This is a genomic window from Hydrogenophaga sp. UC242_53 (assembly GCF_042696965.1).
Classification (GTDB): Bacteria; Pseudomonadota; Gammaproteobacteria; order Burkholderiales; family Burkholderiaceae_C; genus Hydrogenophaga.
The window spans coordinates 1946160-1963484 of the sequence record NZ_CP170552.1; the positions used below are offsets into that span (position 1 = coordinate 1946160).

Annotated in this window: 5 protein-coding genes and 3 pseudogenes; all 8 read left to right on the forward strand. The window is 72.5% G+C overall.

All coding sequences use genetic code 11. The features are described from left to right. Positions 1-24 precede the first annotated feature (24 nt). Entirely contained in the window at positions 25-1245 is a 1221-nt protein-coding gene (locus ACFJI0_RS09880) for a beta-ketoacyl synthase N-terminal-like domain-containing protein (protein WP_382324605.1), read from the forward strand. Between the two features lie 11 nt (positions 1246-1256). Then, a pseudogene (locus tag ACFJI0_RS09885) lies at positions 1257-4727 on the forward strand (acyltransferase domain-containing protein); the annotation flags it as partial. 145 nt (positions 4728-4872) lie between these two features. Next, positions 4873-5901, forward strand: a pseudogene (locus ACFJI0_RS09890) (SDR family NAD(P)-dependent oxidoreductase); the annotation flags it as partial. A gap of 286 nt (positions 5902-6187) precedes the next feature. After that, positions 6188-6544, forward strand: a complete 357-nt coding sequence (locus ACFJI0_RS09895) for an acyl carrier protein (RefSeq protein ID WP_382324607.1) — start codon at positions 6188-6190, stop codon at positions 6542-6544. Further along, positions 6541-9945, forward strand: a complete 3405-nt coding sequence (locus tag ACFJI0_RS09900) for an amino acid adenylation domain-containing protein (RefSeq protein ID WP_382324609.1) — start codon at positions 6541-6543, stop codon at positions 9943-9945. The genes ACFJI0_RS09895 and ACFJI0_RS09900 overlap by 4 nt, the downstream gene beginning before the upstream one ends. 37 nt (positions 9946-9982) lie before the next feature. Further along, a complete protein-coding gene (locus tag ACFJI0_RS09905) occupies positions 9983-12856 on the forward strand; it encodes a type I polyketide synthase (RefSeq protein ID WP_382324611.1) in 2874 nt (957 codons plus the stop codon). Then, the gene (locus ACFJI0_RS09910; RefSeq protein ID WP_382325596.1) at positions 12768-14588 is read left to right on the forward strand and encodes an SDR family NAD(P)-dependent oxidoreductase; all 1821 of its coding nucleotides are present in this window, start codon (positions 12768-12770) and stop codon (positions 14586-14588) included. Before ACFJI0_RS09905 ends, ACFJI0_RS09910 begins: the two co-directional genes overlap by 89 nt. An 11-nt stretch (positions 14589-14599) precedes the next feature. Further along, a pseudogene (locus tag ACFJI0_RS09915) lies at positions 14600-17170 on the forward strand (AMP-binding protein); the annotation flags it as partial. Positions 17171-17325: the final 155 nt, after the last annotated feature.

The window sequence follows — 17325 nt, forward strand, 5'->3', positions numbered from 1 at the left end:
TGAAGTTTTCAGTGAGGAAGTGATATGCAGTCAGATCGGACCAACCCCCCTGAATCGACGCCCGCCCAGCCGGCGCCCGCCGCCGATCGGCGCAACATGCTGCAGAACGCGCTCGGCGCCATCGAGCGCCTGCAGTCCCGCCTGGACGCGGTCGAGAACGCCAAGCACGAGCCGATCGCCATCGTGGGCATGGCCTGCCGCGTGCCCGGTGGCGCGGAAGACGCCGACAGCTTCTGGAACCTGCTGACCGAGGGCAAGGACGTGGTGGGCGAGGTGCCCGCCGACCGCTGGGAGGTGGACGCGTACTACGACCCGGACCCGAGCAAGCAGGGCAAGGCGCGCACCAAGGCCGGCGGCTTCCTGAAAGACATCGACCAGTTCGAACCCAGCTTCTTCGGCATGTCGCCGCGCGAGGCCGCGGGCGTGGACCCGCAGCAGCGGCTGCTGCTGGAGGTGGCCTGGGAGGCGATGGAGCACGCCGCGATCCCGACCGACCAGCTCGACGGCAGTCTGACCGGCGTGTTCGTCGGCATCACGTCGATGGACTACTCCAACCGCATCGACGTGGCCGACCCGGCCCGCAGCGACATCTACCTGGCCACCGGCACCGCGCTCAACGCGGCGGCGGGCCGCGTGTCCTTCACCTTCGGCTTCCGTGGCCCCTGCATGGCGATCGACACCGCCTGCTCGTCCTCGCTGGTGGCCATCCACACCGCCTGCCAGAGCCTGCGCAACGGCGAGAGCAACCTGGTGCTGGCCGGCGGCGTCAACGCCATCCTCTCGCCCGACCCCTTCGTGCTGATCTCCAAGTGGGGCATGTTGTCGCCCGACGGCCGCTGCAAGACCTTCGACGCCTCGGCCAACGGCTTCGTGCGCGGCGAAGGCTGCGGCCTGATCGTGCTCGAGCGCCTGTCCGACGCCGTGGCGAACGGCCGCCGCATCCTGGGCGTGATCCCGGGCTCGGCGATCAACCAGGACGGCCGCTCCAGCGGCCTGACCGTGCCCAACGGCCTGGCTCAGCAGGAAGTGGTGCGCCAGGCGCTGGCCTCGGCCCGCCTCAAACCCACCGACGTGAGCTACGTCGAGGCCCACGGCACCGGCACCTCGCTGGGTGACCCGATCGAGGTCGAGGCGCTGGCCGCCGTGTACGGCGAAGGCCGCGCCATGCACCAGCCCTTCGAGGTCGGTTCGGTCAAATCCAACATCGGCCACCTCGAAGCCGCCTCCGGCGCTGCGCCAGCGTGATCAAGCTGGTGATGGCGCTGCGCCACCAGAAGCTGCCCGCCAGCCTGCATGTGAAGCAGCTCACGCCGTCCATCCCCTGGGACACACTGCCGGTGCGCGTGAGCACCGCGCTGCACGACTGGAAGCCGGTGGGCGACGCGCGCCGCATCGCCGGCGCCAGCGCCTTCGGCTTCAGCGGCATGAACGCGCACGTGCTGGTGGCCGAGCCGCCCGCCGCGCCCGCGCTGGCCGCCGCGCCCGCGCGGCCGCTGTACGCCATGCCGCTGTCGGCCAAGAACGACGCGGCGCTGCAGGCGCTGGCGCAGCGCTACGCCGACCACCTGGAACAACGCCCGACCGATGCCCTGGCCGACGTGTGCGCCACCGCCGCCATCGGCCGTTCACACCACCTGCTGCGCACGGTGCTGGTCGCGGCCGACCGCGCCGGCATGTTGGCCCAGCTGCGCGAACTCGCCAGCACCGGCCAGTCGGCCGTGCAGGGTTCCGTCTCGGCCAGCGGCCGCAACCGCGTGGCCTTCCTCTTCACCGGGCAGGGCGCGCAGTACGTCGGCATGGGCCGCGAGCTCTACGACGCCGAGCCCGTGTTCAAGGCCACGATCGACCGCTGCGCGGCCGTGCTCGACCCCTTGCTGGGCCGGCCGCTGCGCGAGGTGATGTTCGAGGAGACCGGTGGCAGCCTGGACCAGACCGGTTTCACGCAACCCGCGCTGTTCGCCATCGAGGTCGCGCTCGCGGCCACCTGGCGCAGCTGGGGCATCGAGCCCACGGTGGTGATCGGCCACAGCGTGGGCGAGTTCGCCGCCGCCGTGGTCGCGGGCGTGTTCAGCCTGGAAGACGGCGCGCGCCTGATCGCGGCCCGGGGCCGCCTGATGCAGGCGCTGCCGGCCGGTGGCGCCATGGTGGCGGTGCAGGGCGACGCGGCGCTGGTGCAGCGCGAGATCGCGCCGCACGCCGACAAGGTGTCGGTCGCCGCCTTCAACGCGCCGGGCAACCTGGTGATCGCCGGTGCCGGCGCCGAGGTGACGGCCATCGCGGCGCGCCTGGCCGAGCAGGGCGTGCGCACGCAGGCGCTGTCGGTGTCGCACGCTTTCCACTCGCCGCTGATGGACCCCATGGTGGAAGCATTCCGCCAGCTCGCCGCCAGCGTGACCCACTCGGCGCCCACGCTCACCTGGATCTCCAACCTCGACGGCGCGCCCATGGACTGGGCGAAATGGGGCTCCCGCATGGCCGACTACTGGGCCAGCCATGTGCGCGCACCGGTGGCCTTCGAGAGCGGCGCGCGCGCGCTGGCCGCCACGCAGTGCGACGTGCACCTCGAAGTCGGGCCCAACCCCACGCTCATCGGCCTGGGCATGCAGTGCGTGCCCGAAGGCACGGCGACCGACTGGCTGCCCTCGCTCAAGCGCAGCAAGGGCGGCTGGGAACAGATGCTCGACAGCGTGGCGCGCCTGTATGTGCGTGGCGCGAAACTGAACTGGACGGCGGTGCAGGGCCCGGGCGTGCGCCACAGCCTGGAGCTGCCGCTGTACCCCTTCCAGCGCCAGGCCTACCTGGTGCCCTTCGCGCCGCGCGCCCGCCGAGTGGCCGGCGACTCCGTGCACGACCTGCTCGGCGAGCGCCTGAACGTGGCCGGTGTGGCCGCGCAGTTCGAACGCACGGTGGACGCCACCAGCCCGGCCTGGGTGGTGGACCACGTGATCGCGTCCGAGGCCGTGATGCCGCTGACCGCCTACCTCGAAGCCGCCCTGGCCGGGGCGCGGCAGGCCGACCCGGCCGTCACCGGGCTCACGGCGGTGGAGATCGGCGAACCCATGCCCCTGCTCGACGGCGAACAGCGGCTCATGCAGGTCTCGGTGGACAAGGCTTTGGGCGGTGCGCCCTCGCGCGTGCGGGTGTTCAGCCGCGACGCGAAGCGGCCCGACGCCGAATGGACCCAGCACGCCAGCGCCGAGCCGCTGCGTGGCCCGGTCGAGGCGGTGCCGGTGTCGCCCGTGGCCGACGCGGCGAAGCGATTGACCAACGAGGTCGAGGTCGCGCCGTTCTACGAGAAGGTGCGCAAGCTGGGCGTCGATTTCGGCGCCGGCTTCCGCGGCATGCGCCGCGTCTGGTGCGGCGAGGGCGAGGCCATCGGCGAGATCGTGCTGACCGACGCGGTCCAGGCCGATGCCGGCAAGTACCTGATGCACCCCGCGCTGCTCGACGCCTGCTTCCACACCTCGGCGGTCGCCATGGACACGCTGCCCAGCGCCAACGACGGCCGTTTCTACCTGCCCATCGGTGTGGACCGCTACCTCTGGAACGCCACGCCCACCGCCACGCTGCGCAGCCATGCGCGCGTGCGCCCGGCGCCGCCGCACAGCGACATGCTGGTGCTCGACGTGCACATCGAGACGCCCGACGGCCAGCCCGTGGCCCTGCTCGAAGGCCTGCGCTGCCGCCGCGCCAGCCGCGAGTTGTTCCGCCAGCGCGTGGACGCGCAGGTGGCCGACTGGCTCTACGAACTGCAATGGAAGCCCGAGGCCCTGGTGGCCGAGCCCGCCACCGCCGAAGGCACCTGGCTGGTGTTCGACGAAGGCCAGGGCCGTGGCCAGCGGCTGGCCGACGAGATCGCCCAGCGCGGTGGCCAGGCCCTCCGTGTGCTGCCTTCGGGCAGCGCGGCCGGAGCGGGCGCCACGGTGATCGACGAGACCCAGGCCGGCGAGTACGCCCGCCTGATCGCCAAGGCCGCCGAGAGTGGCGCGTTGCGTGGCGTGGTGTCGCTGTGGCCGCTGCGCGTGCCGGCGCTGCGCGACGACGACCTGCCCAGCGCGGTGCAGCGCTTCGGCGTGGACGCCGCGCTGCTGACCCTGCAGGCCCTGGCGCAGGCCGGGCTGCCGTCGGCGCCGCGCCTGTGGATCGCCACCGCCGGCAGCCAGTCGGTGGACGGCACCGAGGAACTGCGCATCACGCAGGCCCCGGTGGCCGGCCTGGCGCGGGTGGCCGCGACCGAGCACCCCGAGCTGCGCGTGACCCTGGTGGACCTCGATCCGCAAGCCACGCCCAGCGACGCGCGCCTGCTGCTCGACGAAATGCTGTCCGGCAGCGAAGAGAACCAGGTCGCCTTGCGCAAGGGCGTGCGCTACGCCGCCCGCCTGGCGCGCCAGCCGCGCTCCAACGCGCCGCACATCGACGACGCGCCGATCCGCCTGAACATCACCGAGCGCGGCACGCTCGAAAACCTGACCCTGGGCACGCTGGAGCGCCGCGCACCCGGTAAAGGCGAGGTCGAGATCCGGGTGCGCGCCAGCGGCCTGAACTTCCGCGACGTGCTCAGCGCGCTGGGCATGTACCCCGGCGAGATCCGCCACCTGGGCAGCGACGCCTCGGGTGAGGTCGTGGCCGTGGGCGAGGGCGTGACGCAGTTCAAGGTCGGCGACCGCGTGGTCGCCATGCTCGAAGGCGCCTTCTCCAGCCACGCGATCGCGCGCTGGGAATTCGTCGCACCGCTGCCCGACGGCGTGAGCTTCGAGCAGGGCGCCGCGATCCCCCACCGCCTACCTCACCGCCGACATCACACTCAACCTGCTGGGCAAGATGAGCAAGGGCGACCGCGTGCTGATCCACTCGGGCGCGGGCGGCGTGGGCATGGCCGCCATCGCGCTGGCCCGCCGCGCGGGCGCGGAAATCTTCGCCACCGCCGGCAGCCCCGAGAAGCGCGAGGAACTGCGCCGCCTCGGGGTGCACCACCCGCTGGACTCGCGCAGCGACTCGTTCGCCGACGAGATCGCCCGCATCACCGAAGGCAAGGGTGTGCGCCTGGTGCTCAACTCGCTGGCCGGCCAGCTGCTGGATCGCAGCTTCGAATGCCTGTCCGACGGCGGCGTCTTCCTCGAGATCGGCAAGCGCGGCCTGTGGACGCACGAGCGCGTGGCCGAGCTCAACCGGGGCATCGAGTACCACATCGTGGACTGCAACGACAACGCGCGCGACACCCCCGAGATCGTGGGCCAGATCTTCACGCGCGTGCTGCAGGAGATCGAGTCGGGCGTGCTGCCGTGGCTGCCTTGCACCACTTTCCCGTTCGAAAACGCGCCCGACGCCTTCCGCTACATGGCGCAGGCCAAGCACATCGGCCGCGTGGTGTTCCGCCACCGCGTGGACCCGCGCAAGGTCACGCAGGCGGTGCGCGACGACGCCACCTACCTCGTCACCGGCGGCCTCAAGGGCCTGGGCCTGCTGGCAGGCCAATGGCTGGCCGGCGAGGGCGCCCGCCACCTGCTGCTGGCCGGTCGCAGCGAACCCGATGCGACCGCGCGCGACGCCATCGCGGCCATGGAAGCCGAGGGCGTGAGCGTGAAGACTGTCTCGGCCGACGTCGCGACGGCCGACGGCATCGCGCGCCTCATGGCCGCCCTGAAGGACATGCCCGCGCTGGGCGGTGTCATCCACGGCGCGGCGGTGCTCGACGACGGCGTGCTCATCAAGCAGACGCCGGAACGCTTCGCCACCGTGATGGGGCCCAAGGCCGACGGCGCGTGGCGCCTGAGCGTGGCCCTGGAGCGCGCCGGTCACCGGCCCGACTTCGTGGTCTTCTACTCCTCGCTGTCGGCCGTGTTCGGCTCGGCGGGGCAGGGCAACTACGTGGCGGCCAACGCTTTTCTCGATGCGCTGGCGCGCCAGCGCCGTGACGCGGACCGCTCCGCCCTCAGCGTCAACTGGGGCGCGTGGAGCGAGGTGGGCATGGCGGTGCGGGCCGGCACGGTCTCCAAGGCGGGTGCGCAAGGCCTGGCCTCGCTGTCGCCGGCCGAAGGCATGCAGGCGCTGAGCGTGCTGCTGCGCGACAACGCCACCCGCAGCTCGGTCGCGCCGATCGACTGGGCGCTGCTGGGCCAGCAGATGCCGGCCGGGCAGGCGCCCAGGCTCCTGTCGGACCTGCTCGCGGCCGCGCAGAACCGCGGCGGTGGCGCAGGCCCAGGGCAGCGCCGCGCGCGTGGACTACGCCAGCCTGCCGGCCAAGGAGCGGCGCGAACAGCTCGTGACGCTGGTGCGCCGCGAGCTGGCCACCGTGCTGGGCCTGGCGGGTTCGCCGCAATCGATCCCGGTGGACCAGACCTTCACCGCGCTGGGCCTGGACTCGCTCACCTCGGTGGAACTGCGCAACCGCCTGCAACAGGCGCTGGGCCGCAGCGTGGCCGCCACGGCCGCCTTCGAATGGCCTTCGGTGGGCGAGATGGCGACCCACCTGAACAGCCTCTATGGCGATGACGACACCTCGGATGCCTCCGACGCCGACAGCCGGGAGGAACTCACGTTGTGAGCGATACCGTTGAGTTGATCAAGCGGCTTCAAGGGCTGGACATCCATCTGAAACTCGACGGAGACCGGCTCAGCGTCAACGCGCCCAAAGGCGCGGTGACGGCCGAACTCCGCGAGGAACTCGGGCGGCGCAAGGACGAGGTCAAGGCCTACCTGGCGGCGCACGGCACCGCGCCCGCCCGCTCGGTGCTGCCGGCGCTGGAGCGCGTGCCGCGCCAGGCCGACATGCCGATCTCGCACACCCAGCAGCGGCTGTGGTTCCTGCGCCAGATGGACCCCACCAGCCACGCCTACAACATCGCGGCGTCCCTGCGCATCACCGGGCCGCTGGACGAGGCCGTGCTCGAGCGCGTGCTGGCGGTGCTGGTGGCGCGGCACGAAAGCCTGCGCACGCGCTTCATCTCGGTGCAGGGCGAGCCGCGTTTCGTGATCGACCCGAACGCCCGCGTGCACCTGGACCGCATCGACATCTCGCACCTGCAGGGCGCCGCGCGCGACGCGGCGTGCAAGCAGGCCATCGAAAGCATCGCGCGCCGCCCGTTCGACCTGTCGCAGGCGCCCTTGATTCATGCCGGCCTGATCCGCGAGAGCGGGCAGCAGCAGGTGTTCGCCTTCGCGCTGGACCACATCGTGTCCGACGGCCTGTCGCTCGGCATCTTCATGCTGGAGTTCCGCGACCTGTATTCGCGCCTGGCGACCGGCCACGAAGTGACGGTGGTCGAGCCGCCCATCCAGTACTACGACTACGCCGAATGGGAGCGCCGCGCCTTCGCGCAGGGCGCGATCGACGAGCACCTGGCGTTCTGGAAGCGCGAACTCGCCGGCCTGCCGTCGATGCTGCAGCTGCCCACCGACCGGCCCCGCCCGCCGGTGCAGACCACCCACGGCTCGCGCTGCGCGCTGCAGCTCACGCCCGCCTTCTCCGACCGCCTCAAGGCCTTCGGCCGCGCCGAGGGCACGACGCTGTTCATGGTGATGCTCTCGGCCTTCCAGGTGCTCATGCACCGCTACAGCGGCGAGACCGACATCGCCATCGGCTCGGCCATCGCCAACCGCAACCGCTCCGAGGTCGAGCACACCATCGGCTTCTTCGCCAACAACCTGGTGCTGCGCGCCGACCTGAACGGCGACCCGACGGTGCGCGAACTCATGGTCCGCGTGCGCGAGCGCGCGCTGCGGGCCTACGCGCACCAGGAGATGCCGTTCGACATGCTGGTCGACGAGCTGGGCACGCGCCGCGAGCTGGACCACTCGCCGCTGTTCCAGGTGCTGTTCGTGCTGCAGAACCTGTCCATGACCAGCCTGGAGCTGCCCGGCTTGCGCTGCGACAGCGTGGACCTGGACGTGACCGCCTCGCGCTTCGACCTGTCCGTCGACGTGTTCGACATCGTGCACGGCCTGCGCTGCTACTTCGAATACAACACCGACCTGTTCGACGTCTCGACCATCGAGCGCATGCTCAACCACTACCGCAAGCTGCTCGAAGGCTTCGTGGAGCGGCCGGACGCGCGCGTGAGCGAACTCGCCCTGCTGACGGACGGCGAACAGCGCCAGCTGCTGCTGGACTGGAACGCCACCACCATGCCGTACCCGACCGAGCAGACCGTGCACGGCCTGTTCGAGGCGCAGGCCCGGCGCACGCCCGACGCGGTGGCGCTGCAGTTCGAGGACGTGGCGCTGAGCTACGCCGAACTCAACGCCCGGGCCAACCAGCTGGCCCACCACCTGCGCGCCCTGGGCGCGGGGCGCGAGTCGCTGGTCGGGGTGTGGATGGAGCGCAGCGAAGACATGGTGGTCGCGGTGCTGGGCGTGCTCAAGGCCGGCGCGGCCTACGTGCCGCTCGACCCGGCGTTCCCCAAGGACCGCATCGACTACATGATGGAAGACGCGGAGCTGTCCATCGTCGTGACCCAGTCGACCCAGGCCGAAGGCCTGCCTACCGGCATCCGAGCGGTCTGCATGGACCGCGATGCCGCCACGCTCGCGGCCCAGCCGGCCGCCGACCCGGCGCCCCTGGCGGCTTGCGGCGACCTGGCCTACGTGATCTACACCTCCGGCTCCACCGGCCGCCCCAAGGGCGTGATGCTGGAGCACCGCGCGGTGGTGAACTTCCTGCTGTCCATGCACCGCGAGCCGGGCATCACCGCGCAGGACCGCTTCGTCTCGGTGACCACACTGTCGTTCGACATCGCGGGCCTGGAAATCCACGGCCCGCTCACGGTCGGTGGCACGGTGGTGCTGGCCTCGCGCGCGACCGCGCTCGACGGCGTGCGCCTGGCGGCGCTGCTCGACCGGTCCGAGGCCACGCTGCTGCAGGCCACGCCGGCCACCTGGCGCCTGCTGCTGGAAAGCGGCTGGCAAGGCCGGCCCGGTCTGAAGATGCTGTGCGGCGGCGAAGGCCTGCCGCGTGACCTGGCCGACAAGCTGCTGGCCACCGGCGGCGAGCTGTGGAACATGTACGGCCCGACCGAGACCACCATCTGGTCCACGGTCTGGCGCGTCACCGACACGCAGCGCGCGATCTCCATCGGGCGCCCGATCGCCAACACCCAGGTCTATGTGCTGGAGCCTTCGGGCCTGCCGGCGCCGGTGGGCGTGGGCGGCGAGCTGTGCATCGGTGGCGACGGCCTGGCGCGCGGCTACCGCAACCGCGACGACCTGACGGCCGAGAAGTTCGTGACACTGGACCTGCCCGGCGTGGGACCGACGCGGGTCTACCGCACCGGCGACGTGGTGCGCTTCCTGGCCGACGGCCGCATGGAGTTCGTCGGCCGGCGCGACCACCAGGTCAAGGTGCGCGGCTTTCGCATCGAGCTGGGCGAGATCGAAACCGTGCTCGCGAAACACGAGGGCATCAAGGACTGCGTGGTGCACGTGCGCGAGGACACGCCCGGCGATCAGCGCCTGGTGGCCTATGTCGTGAGCCAGCCCGGCGCCACTTTCGAGACCGAGGCCGCGCGCGCCACGTTGCGCGTGCAGCTGCCCGAGTACATGGTGCCCAACCTCTTCATGGTGCTGGAGGCGCTGCCGCTCACGCCCAACGGCAAGGTGGACCGCAAGGCCCTGCCGGCGCCGGCGCTGGTGATGGACGAGGCGGCCGACGTCGCCGACGAGGCCCTCATGACGCCGGTGCAGCGCCAGGTCGCCGCGCTCTGGCGCGAGGTGCTGAACACCCAGCGCGTGGGCCTGCACGCCAACTTCTTCGACCTCGGCGGCCACTCGCTGCTGCTGGTCCGGCTGCAGTCGGCGATGCAGCGCGAGTTCGGGAAAGAGTTCCCGCTGGTGGAGCTGTTCCAGCGCACCACCGTGGCCGCCCAGGCCGAACGCATGTCAACACCGGTGGGCGCCAGTGGGGCGCTGGAGCGCGCCCGCGCGCGCGCCGCCAAACAGATTCAGGGGTAAGGGGATGGGTCCCAGCGAGAAATTTCCCGAGCACGCCATGGCCATCGTCGGCATGGCGGGGCGCTTCCCGGGCGCGCGCGATCTGGACGCGTTCTGGCGGAACATCCGCGAGGGCGTCGAGTCGCTCGAACCGTTCAGCGACGCCGACCTGCACGGCGCCGGCGTGGACCCGGCCCTGAGCGCGCAGCCTCAGTACGTGCGCAAGGGCACGGTGCTGGAGAACGCCGACCACTTCGATGCCGGCTTCTTCGGCATGTCGCCGCGCGAGGCGCAGGTGATCGACCCGCAGCAGCGCATCTTCCTGGAGTGCGCCTGGGAGGCGCTGGAGCACGCGGGTTACGCGCCCGGCGCGATCGCGCAGGCCGTCGGCGTCTACGCCGGCGCCAGCATGAACACCTACCTGCTGTCGCAGATCCTGCGCGACCCGGCGCTGGCCGCCTCGGTCGGCGGTTACCAGCTCATGCTGGGCAACGACAAGGACTTTCTCTGCACGCGCGTGTCCTACAAGCTGGATCTGCACGGACCCAGCATGACGCTGCAGACCGCCTGCTCGACCTCGCTGGTGGCGGTGCAGGTGGCCTGCCGCGCGCTGGAGCGGCACGAGTGCGACATCGCGCTGGCCGGTGGCGTGTCGGTGAACTTCCCGCAGCGCGGGGGCTACCTGTTCCAGGAGGGCATGATCCTCTCGCCCGACGGCCACTGCCGGCCGTTCGACGTGGACGCCAAGGGCACGCGGCCCGGCGCCGGTGCCGGCATCGTGGTGCTCAAGCGCCTGGCCGATGCGCTGGCCGATGGCGACACCATCCATGCCGTGATCCGCGGCGCGGCCATCAACAACGACGGCGCCGGCAAGGCCGGCTACACCGCGCCCAGCGTGGACGGCCAGGTGGAGGCCATCGCCACGGCGCAGATGCTGGCCGGCGTGGAGCCGCGCAGCATCGGCTACCTGGAGGCGCACGGCACCGCCACGCCGCTGGGCGACCCGATCGAGATCGCGGCGCTGCGCCAGGTGTTCGAGGCCGGAACCGCCGACCAGGGCTTCTGCCGCCTGGGCTCGCTCAAGGCCAACCTGGGCCACCTCGACGCCGCCGCCGGCGTGGCCGGCCTCATCAAGACCGTGCTGGCGTTGCAGCACCGCGAGCTGCCGCCGCTGGTGAACTTCCGCCAGGCCAACCCGCAGCTCGGCCTGGACCGCTCGCCGTTCACCGCCAGCGCCCAGGCCGCGCCCTGGCCAGCGGGGGATGCGCCGCGCCGCGCGGGCGTGAGTTCCTTCGGCATCGGTGGCACCAACGCCCACGTGGTGCTGGAGGAAGCGCCCGAGCTGGAGCGCGCAGAAACCAAAGGCCAACCGCAATTGCTGGTGCTGTCCGCGCGCAGCGAGGCCGCGCTCGAAGCCGCCACGCAGCGCCTGCGCGAGCACCTCGCCGGGCCCGGCGCGGCGCAGGACCTGCGCGACGTGGCCTGGACGCTGCAGGAAGGCCGGCGTGCCTTCCCGCACCGCCGCACCCTGGTGGCCGCGACCGCCGCCGACGCGGTGGCCGCGCTCGGTGCGCCCAAGCGCGCCCCGGTGCACACGGCCCGCCACGAAGGCGGCGAGCGCCCGGTGGCCTTCCTGTTCAGCGGGCAGGGCAGCCAGTTCGCCGGCATGGGCGCCGACCTGTACGCGCAACACGCCGTGTACCGCGATGCGATCGACCGCTGCGCCGAGCTGCTGCGCGAGCCCCTGGGCCGCGACCTGCGCGAAGTGCTGTTCGCCCCCGCGGGCGACCTCACCATCAACGAAACCCGCTACGCCCAGCCGGCGCTGTTCGTCACCGAGTACGCGCTGGCGACGTTGTGGCAGTCGTGGGGCGTGCGCCCGGCCGCGATGCTGGGCCACAGCATCGGCGAGTACGTGGCGGCCCACCTGGCCGGCGTGATGTCGCTGGCCGATGCGCTCACCCTGGTGGCCGCGCGCGGCCAGCTGATGCAGGGCATGGCGCCCGGCGGCATGGCGGCGGTGCAGCTCAGCGCTTCCGAGCTGCAGAAGTGGCTGGCCACGCCGGCCGGCACGCTGGAGATCGCGGCGGTGAACGCGCCTGGCCTGTGCGCCATCTCCGGCCCGCACGAAGTGCTCGACGCCTGCCTCAAACAACTGAAGGAGCAGGGCATCGACGCCCAGCCGCTGCACACCTCGCACGCGTTCCATTCCTCGATGATGGAAGGCGTGCTCGCGCCGTTCACCGCGCTGGTCGAGAAGATGGCCCTGGCCGCGCCCGGCGTGCCCTACGTGTCCAACGTCACCGGCCTGTGGATCACACCGGCCCAGGCCACCTCGCCCGCGTACTACGCCGAGCACCTGCGCCGCGCCGTGCTGTTCGAGGCCGGCGTGCGCACGCTGGCGGCCGATGCCTCGCTGCACCTGCTCGAGGTCGGCCCCGGCCGCTCGCTGGCGCACCTTGGCGGGCATGACGCTGGGCGTGGAAGGCGTGCGCCGCACCAGCCTGTCCATGGGCAATGCACGCGACGCCCGCCAGGGCTCGCAGGCGGTGCTCGACGCCGCCGGCCGCCTCTGGCTCGCGGGCGTGTCGCTCGACTGGGCCGGCCTGCACGGCCCGGTGCGGCCGCACCGCGTGCCGCTGCCCACCTACCCGTTCGAACGCAAGCGCCACGCGGTGGACCCGGCGGCGCCCAAGGCCGCGCCCCCCAAGGCGGCGGCCCCGGTGGCGGAGGCCGCCGTGCAGCGGCCCGTCGACGACTGGTTCTGGGAACCTTCCTGGCAACGCGCGGGCGCCTTGCCGACCGCTCTGTCGCCGTCCACCGAGGCCCAGGGCCGCTGGCTGGTGTTCCGGGGCGACGATGCCGCGTCACAGGCCCTGGCGAGCGCGCTGGCCGGGCAGGGCGCCGAGGTGGTCTCGGTGACCACCGGTGACGTGTTCCGGCAGGTCTCCGCCACGCACTACGAGGTGGCGCCCAGTTCTCAGGCCGACCACGATCAACTGTTCGGCGCCCTGGGCGAGGCACCGCTGGCCTGCGTGCTGCACGCCTGGAACGTGGCGCCCGATGCGCCGCTGATGGCCGGCGCCCTGGACGCCGCACTGCCGCAAGGCCGCCGCCAGGCCTTCGACGCGCTGATCTGCCTGGCGCGCGCGCTGGGTGGCGTGAAGCGCGCCCAGCCGCTGCCGGTGCTGGTGCTCAGCAGCGACCGCGAGCCGGTGCTGGGCACCGAGTCCGTTCGGCCCGAGCGCGCGCTGCTGCTCGGCCCGGCCTTGCTCCTGCCGCTGGACGTGCCCGGCGTGCACTGCCGCGCGATCGATCTGGCGGGCAGCGAATGGACGCCTGAGGCCGCGCCCCGGCTGGCCGCCTCGCTGCGCGCCGAAGCGGCCCGGCCCGATCCGGACGGCGTGGTGGCCTACCGTGGGCGCCACCGCTGGACGCCCACGCTCACGCCGCAGCGCCTGGGCGCCGACGCGGGCGCGGGCGCGCTGCCGCTGCGTGAGGGTGGCACCTACCTCGTTACCGGCGGTGCCGGTGGCATCGGCCTCACGCTGGGCCAATGGCTGGCCCGCACCGCGCGCGCGGCCCGGCTGGTGCTGGTGTCGCGCTCGGCCTGGCCCGACCGCGCGCAGTGGGACACGCTGCTGGCGGCGAAAGACACGCCCGCGCCGCAGAAGGAGCGCATCGCCGGCATCCGCGCGATGGAAGCCGCGGGCGCCGAGGTGCTGCTGTGCTCGGCCGACGTGGCCGACGAAGCGCAGATGCAGGCCGTGGTCGCCATGGCGCGCGCGCGTTTCGGCGCGGTGCACGGCGTGGTGCATGCCGCGGGCGCGCTGGGCACCGGCACGGTGTTCGAGAAAACGGCGCAAAGCATCGAGGCCGTGCTGCGGCCCAAGCTCGAAGGCACGCTGGTGCTGGACCGCGTGCTCGCTGGCGCCGGGCTCGATTTCTTCATGATGTGCTCGTCCATCAGCACCTCCTTCGGCTCGGCCGGCATGGCCGACTACTCGGCCGCCAACGCCTTCCAGGACGCGTTCGCCAAGTCCGGCCTCGCGCGCTCGAGCGAGCGTGTGCTCGCGGTGGGCTGGGATTCGTGGCGCGACGTCGGCTTCTCGGCCGCGCAGGGGGGCGACAGCTCGCACGCCGCGCTGCGCTACGCCATCCGCCCGCAGGAGGGCGCTGAAGCTTTCGGGCGCGTGCTCGCCAGCGGCCTGCCGCATGTGTACGTCACCCGCCAGGTCATGCCCGACATGCTGCGCGACGTGGAGGCCTTGAAGGCCTGGTTGCGCACCTCGGGCGAGGCCACGCAGAGCCCGCCCGCCTCGGCCGAGCCGGGCGCCGCCGCCCCAGTGGACCTGCAGGCGCTGGCCCCGAGCGAGATCGAGGCGCGCATCGGCGCCATCTGGGCCGACCTGCTGGGTGTGGACGACATCGGGCTCGACGACGACTTCTTCGCGCTGGGCGGGCATTCGCTGATCGCCACCCGCATCATCGCGCGCATCGAAGAGCAATTCGGCGCGCGCCTGTCGCTGCGCGACCTGTTCGAAGGCCCCAGCATCCGCCAACTGGCGGCGAAAGTGGTGGCGCAGGGCGCATCGGGCGCCAGGAGCACAGGCCAGCCCGAGAGCGGCGCTGGGGATGAGGACCGGGAGGAGATCGAGTTTTGAACGCGCACGAGTTGCTGGCACAGCTGCAAGGCCTGGGCGTCGAATTGACGGCGGACGAAGGCCGCCTGCGCGTGAGCGCGGCCCGAGGCCGCCTGGACGAGGACCTCAAACACGCCATCGGTGAACACAAGACCGAGTTGCTCGCGCTGCTGGCGCAGCGCCGCGCCCCCGGCGCCGGGCCGGCGGCCGGCGTGGCGCACGACGGGCCGTTGCCCCTGTCGCCGTTCCAGGAGCGGCTGTGGATCCTGCAGCAGCTCGAACCCGACAGCACCACCTACCTGATCGCCACCACCTGGCTCGCGCCCCTGGGCGTGAGCGGTGAAGCCCTGGTGGCCGCGATCGAGCGCGTGCACGCGCGCCAGCTCGGCCTGCGCATGGTGTTCGTCGAGGAACAGGGCAAGCCCACGGGCCGCCGCGTGCAGGTGCCCAAGGTGCGCATGCACGACCTGCGGCACCTGACCCCGACCGAACAGAAATGGCAGGTGGACGCCGATGTAGAGCGCGTGGTGCACACGCCGATCGACCTGGCGCACGAGACGCCTGCGCGTTTCGAGGTCTACGCCACCGCCGGCGACAGCTGGGTGGTGATGGTCGCGGCGCACCACATCGCGGTCGATGCCTGGTCGCTGCACGTGCTGCGCCGCGAGATCGCGGCCGAGCTGGCGGCGCCGCGTGGCGACGAAGCCGCCGCGCCCGCGCTGCAGTACGCCGACTACGCCGCCTGGCAGCGCCACGCGGTCGACACCTCCGCCGGGCTGGACTGGTGGGAACGCACGCTGCAAGGCGCGCCCCAGCTCTCGGCCTTTCCCGCCGACCTGCCGCTGTCCGACGCGCCGCCCAAGGGCGCCTCGGTGGACTTCGAGCTGGACGCGGAGCTGCTCTCGGGCCTGCGCCAGCTGGTGCGGCGCGAGAACGCCACGGTCTACATGGCGCTGCTGGCGGCCACCGCCGCGCTGCTGCGCGCGCACACGGCGCAGGGCGACCTGCTGCTGGGCAGCCCCATGGGCGTGCGCGAGCGCGCCGAGTTCGAAAACCTGATCGGCCCCTTCGTGAACCTGCAGGTGGTGCGCCTGCAGGCCGGCGACGACCCGGCTTTCAGCGAACTGCTGCGCCGCGCGCGCAGCGCCTTGCTGGACGCGCACGAGCACCGCGAGGTGTCTTTCGAAAGCGTGCTGGAGCGGCTGCGCCCGGTGCGCTCGTTCCAGCACTCGCCGCTGTTCCAGGTGGCGGTGGTGCAGCACAACGTCAACGCCCAGAGCCAGGGCTCGACCAGCGAGAGCGGCCTGGCCATCACCGGCGGTGGTGCGCTGCACGAGCTGACCTGGTTCGCGCGCGAGGAGGGCGGCCGGCTGGTCTGCAGCCTGGAGTACCGCAGCGACCTTTACTCGAGCGGCATGATGGAGCGCCTCGCTTCGCAGCTGCAGGCCCTGCTGCGCGGCGCGGTGGCGAACCACGAGGCACCGATCAGCCAGTTGCCCCTGCTCACGCCGGCCGCGCGCGAACAGCTCGTGCACGGCTTCAACGAGACCACGCAGGCGCTGGACACCACGCTCTTCGCCCAGCGCCTGGAGCGGCAGGCCGCCGAATTGCCCACGCGCACCGCGGCGGGCTTCGAGGGCCAGACCCTGGACTACGCCACGCTGAACCGCCGCGCCAACCAGCTCGCGCACCACCTGCAGGGCCTGGGCGTGCGGCCCGGCGTGCGCGTGGGCATCTGCATGGACCGCTCGCTGGACCTGCTGATCGCGCTGCTGGCGGTGCACAAGTCCGGTGGGGCCTATGTGCCGCTGGACCCCGACTTTCCCGCCGAGCGCCTGGCCTACATGCTGGAAGACAGCGGCGCGCAGGTGCTGGTCACGGCGGGCGAGGCGGCCGACGCCGTGAGCGCACCCGAAGGCGTGCGCTGCGTGGACCCGCTGGCCGACGCGGCCGCGATCGCCGCGCACAGTGGCGAGAACCCGGCGCCCTCGGCCGGCGCCGGCGACGCGGCCTATGTGATCTACACCTCCGGCTCCACCGGCCGCCCCAAGGGCGTGGTGGTGCCGCAGGGCGCGCTGGCCAACTTCCTGGCGTCGATGGCGCTGCAGCCCGGCCTGGGCGCCGACGACGTGCTCGCGGCCGTGACCACGGTGTCGTTCGACATCGCCGGTCTGGAGCTGTACCTGCCCCTGACCGTGGGCGCGCGGGTCGAGCTCGCCTCGCGCGACACCGTCACCGACGGCGCGGCGCTGGCCGACTGGCTCGCCGCGTGCGGGGCCACGGTGCTGCAGGCCACGCCGGCCACCTGGCGCCTGCTGCTCGAAACCGACTGGACCCCGGCGCGCCCCTTGCGCGCCTTCTGCGGCGGTGAACCGCTGCCGCGCGACCTGGCCGACCGCCTGCTGGAGCGCGTGGCCCAGCTGTGGAACCTCTACGGCCCGACCGAGACCACCATCTGGTCCACCGTGCAGCGCGTGGAGCCTTCGCCGGCGCCCATCCGCATCGGCCGGCCCATTGCGAACACGCAGGTCTACGTGGTCGATGCGCGCGGCGAGCCCGTGCCGATCGGCGTGCCCGGTGAGCTGTGCATCGGCGGTGCCGGCGCTGCGCACGGGTTACCACGAGCGCGCGGAGCTCACGGCCGAGCGCTTCGTGGCCGACCGCTTCGCCCGCGAGCCGGGTGCGCGCCTGTACCGCACCGGCGACCTCGCGCGCTGGGACGCGCAAGGCCATCTGCACCACCTGGGCCGGCTCGACC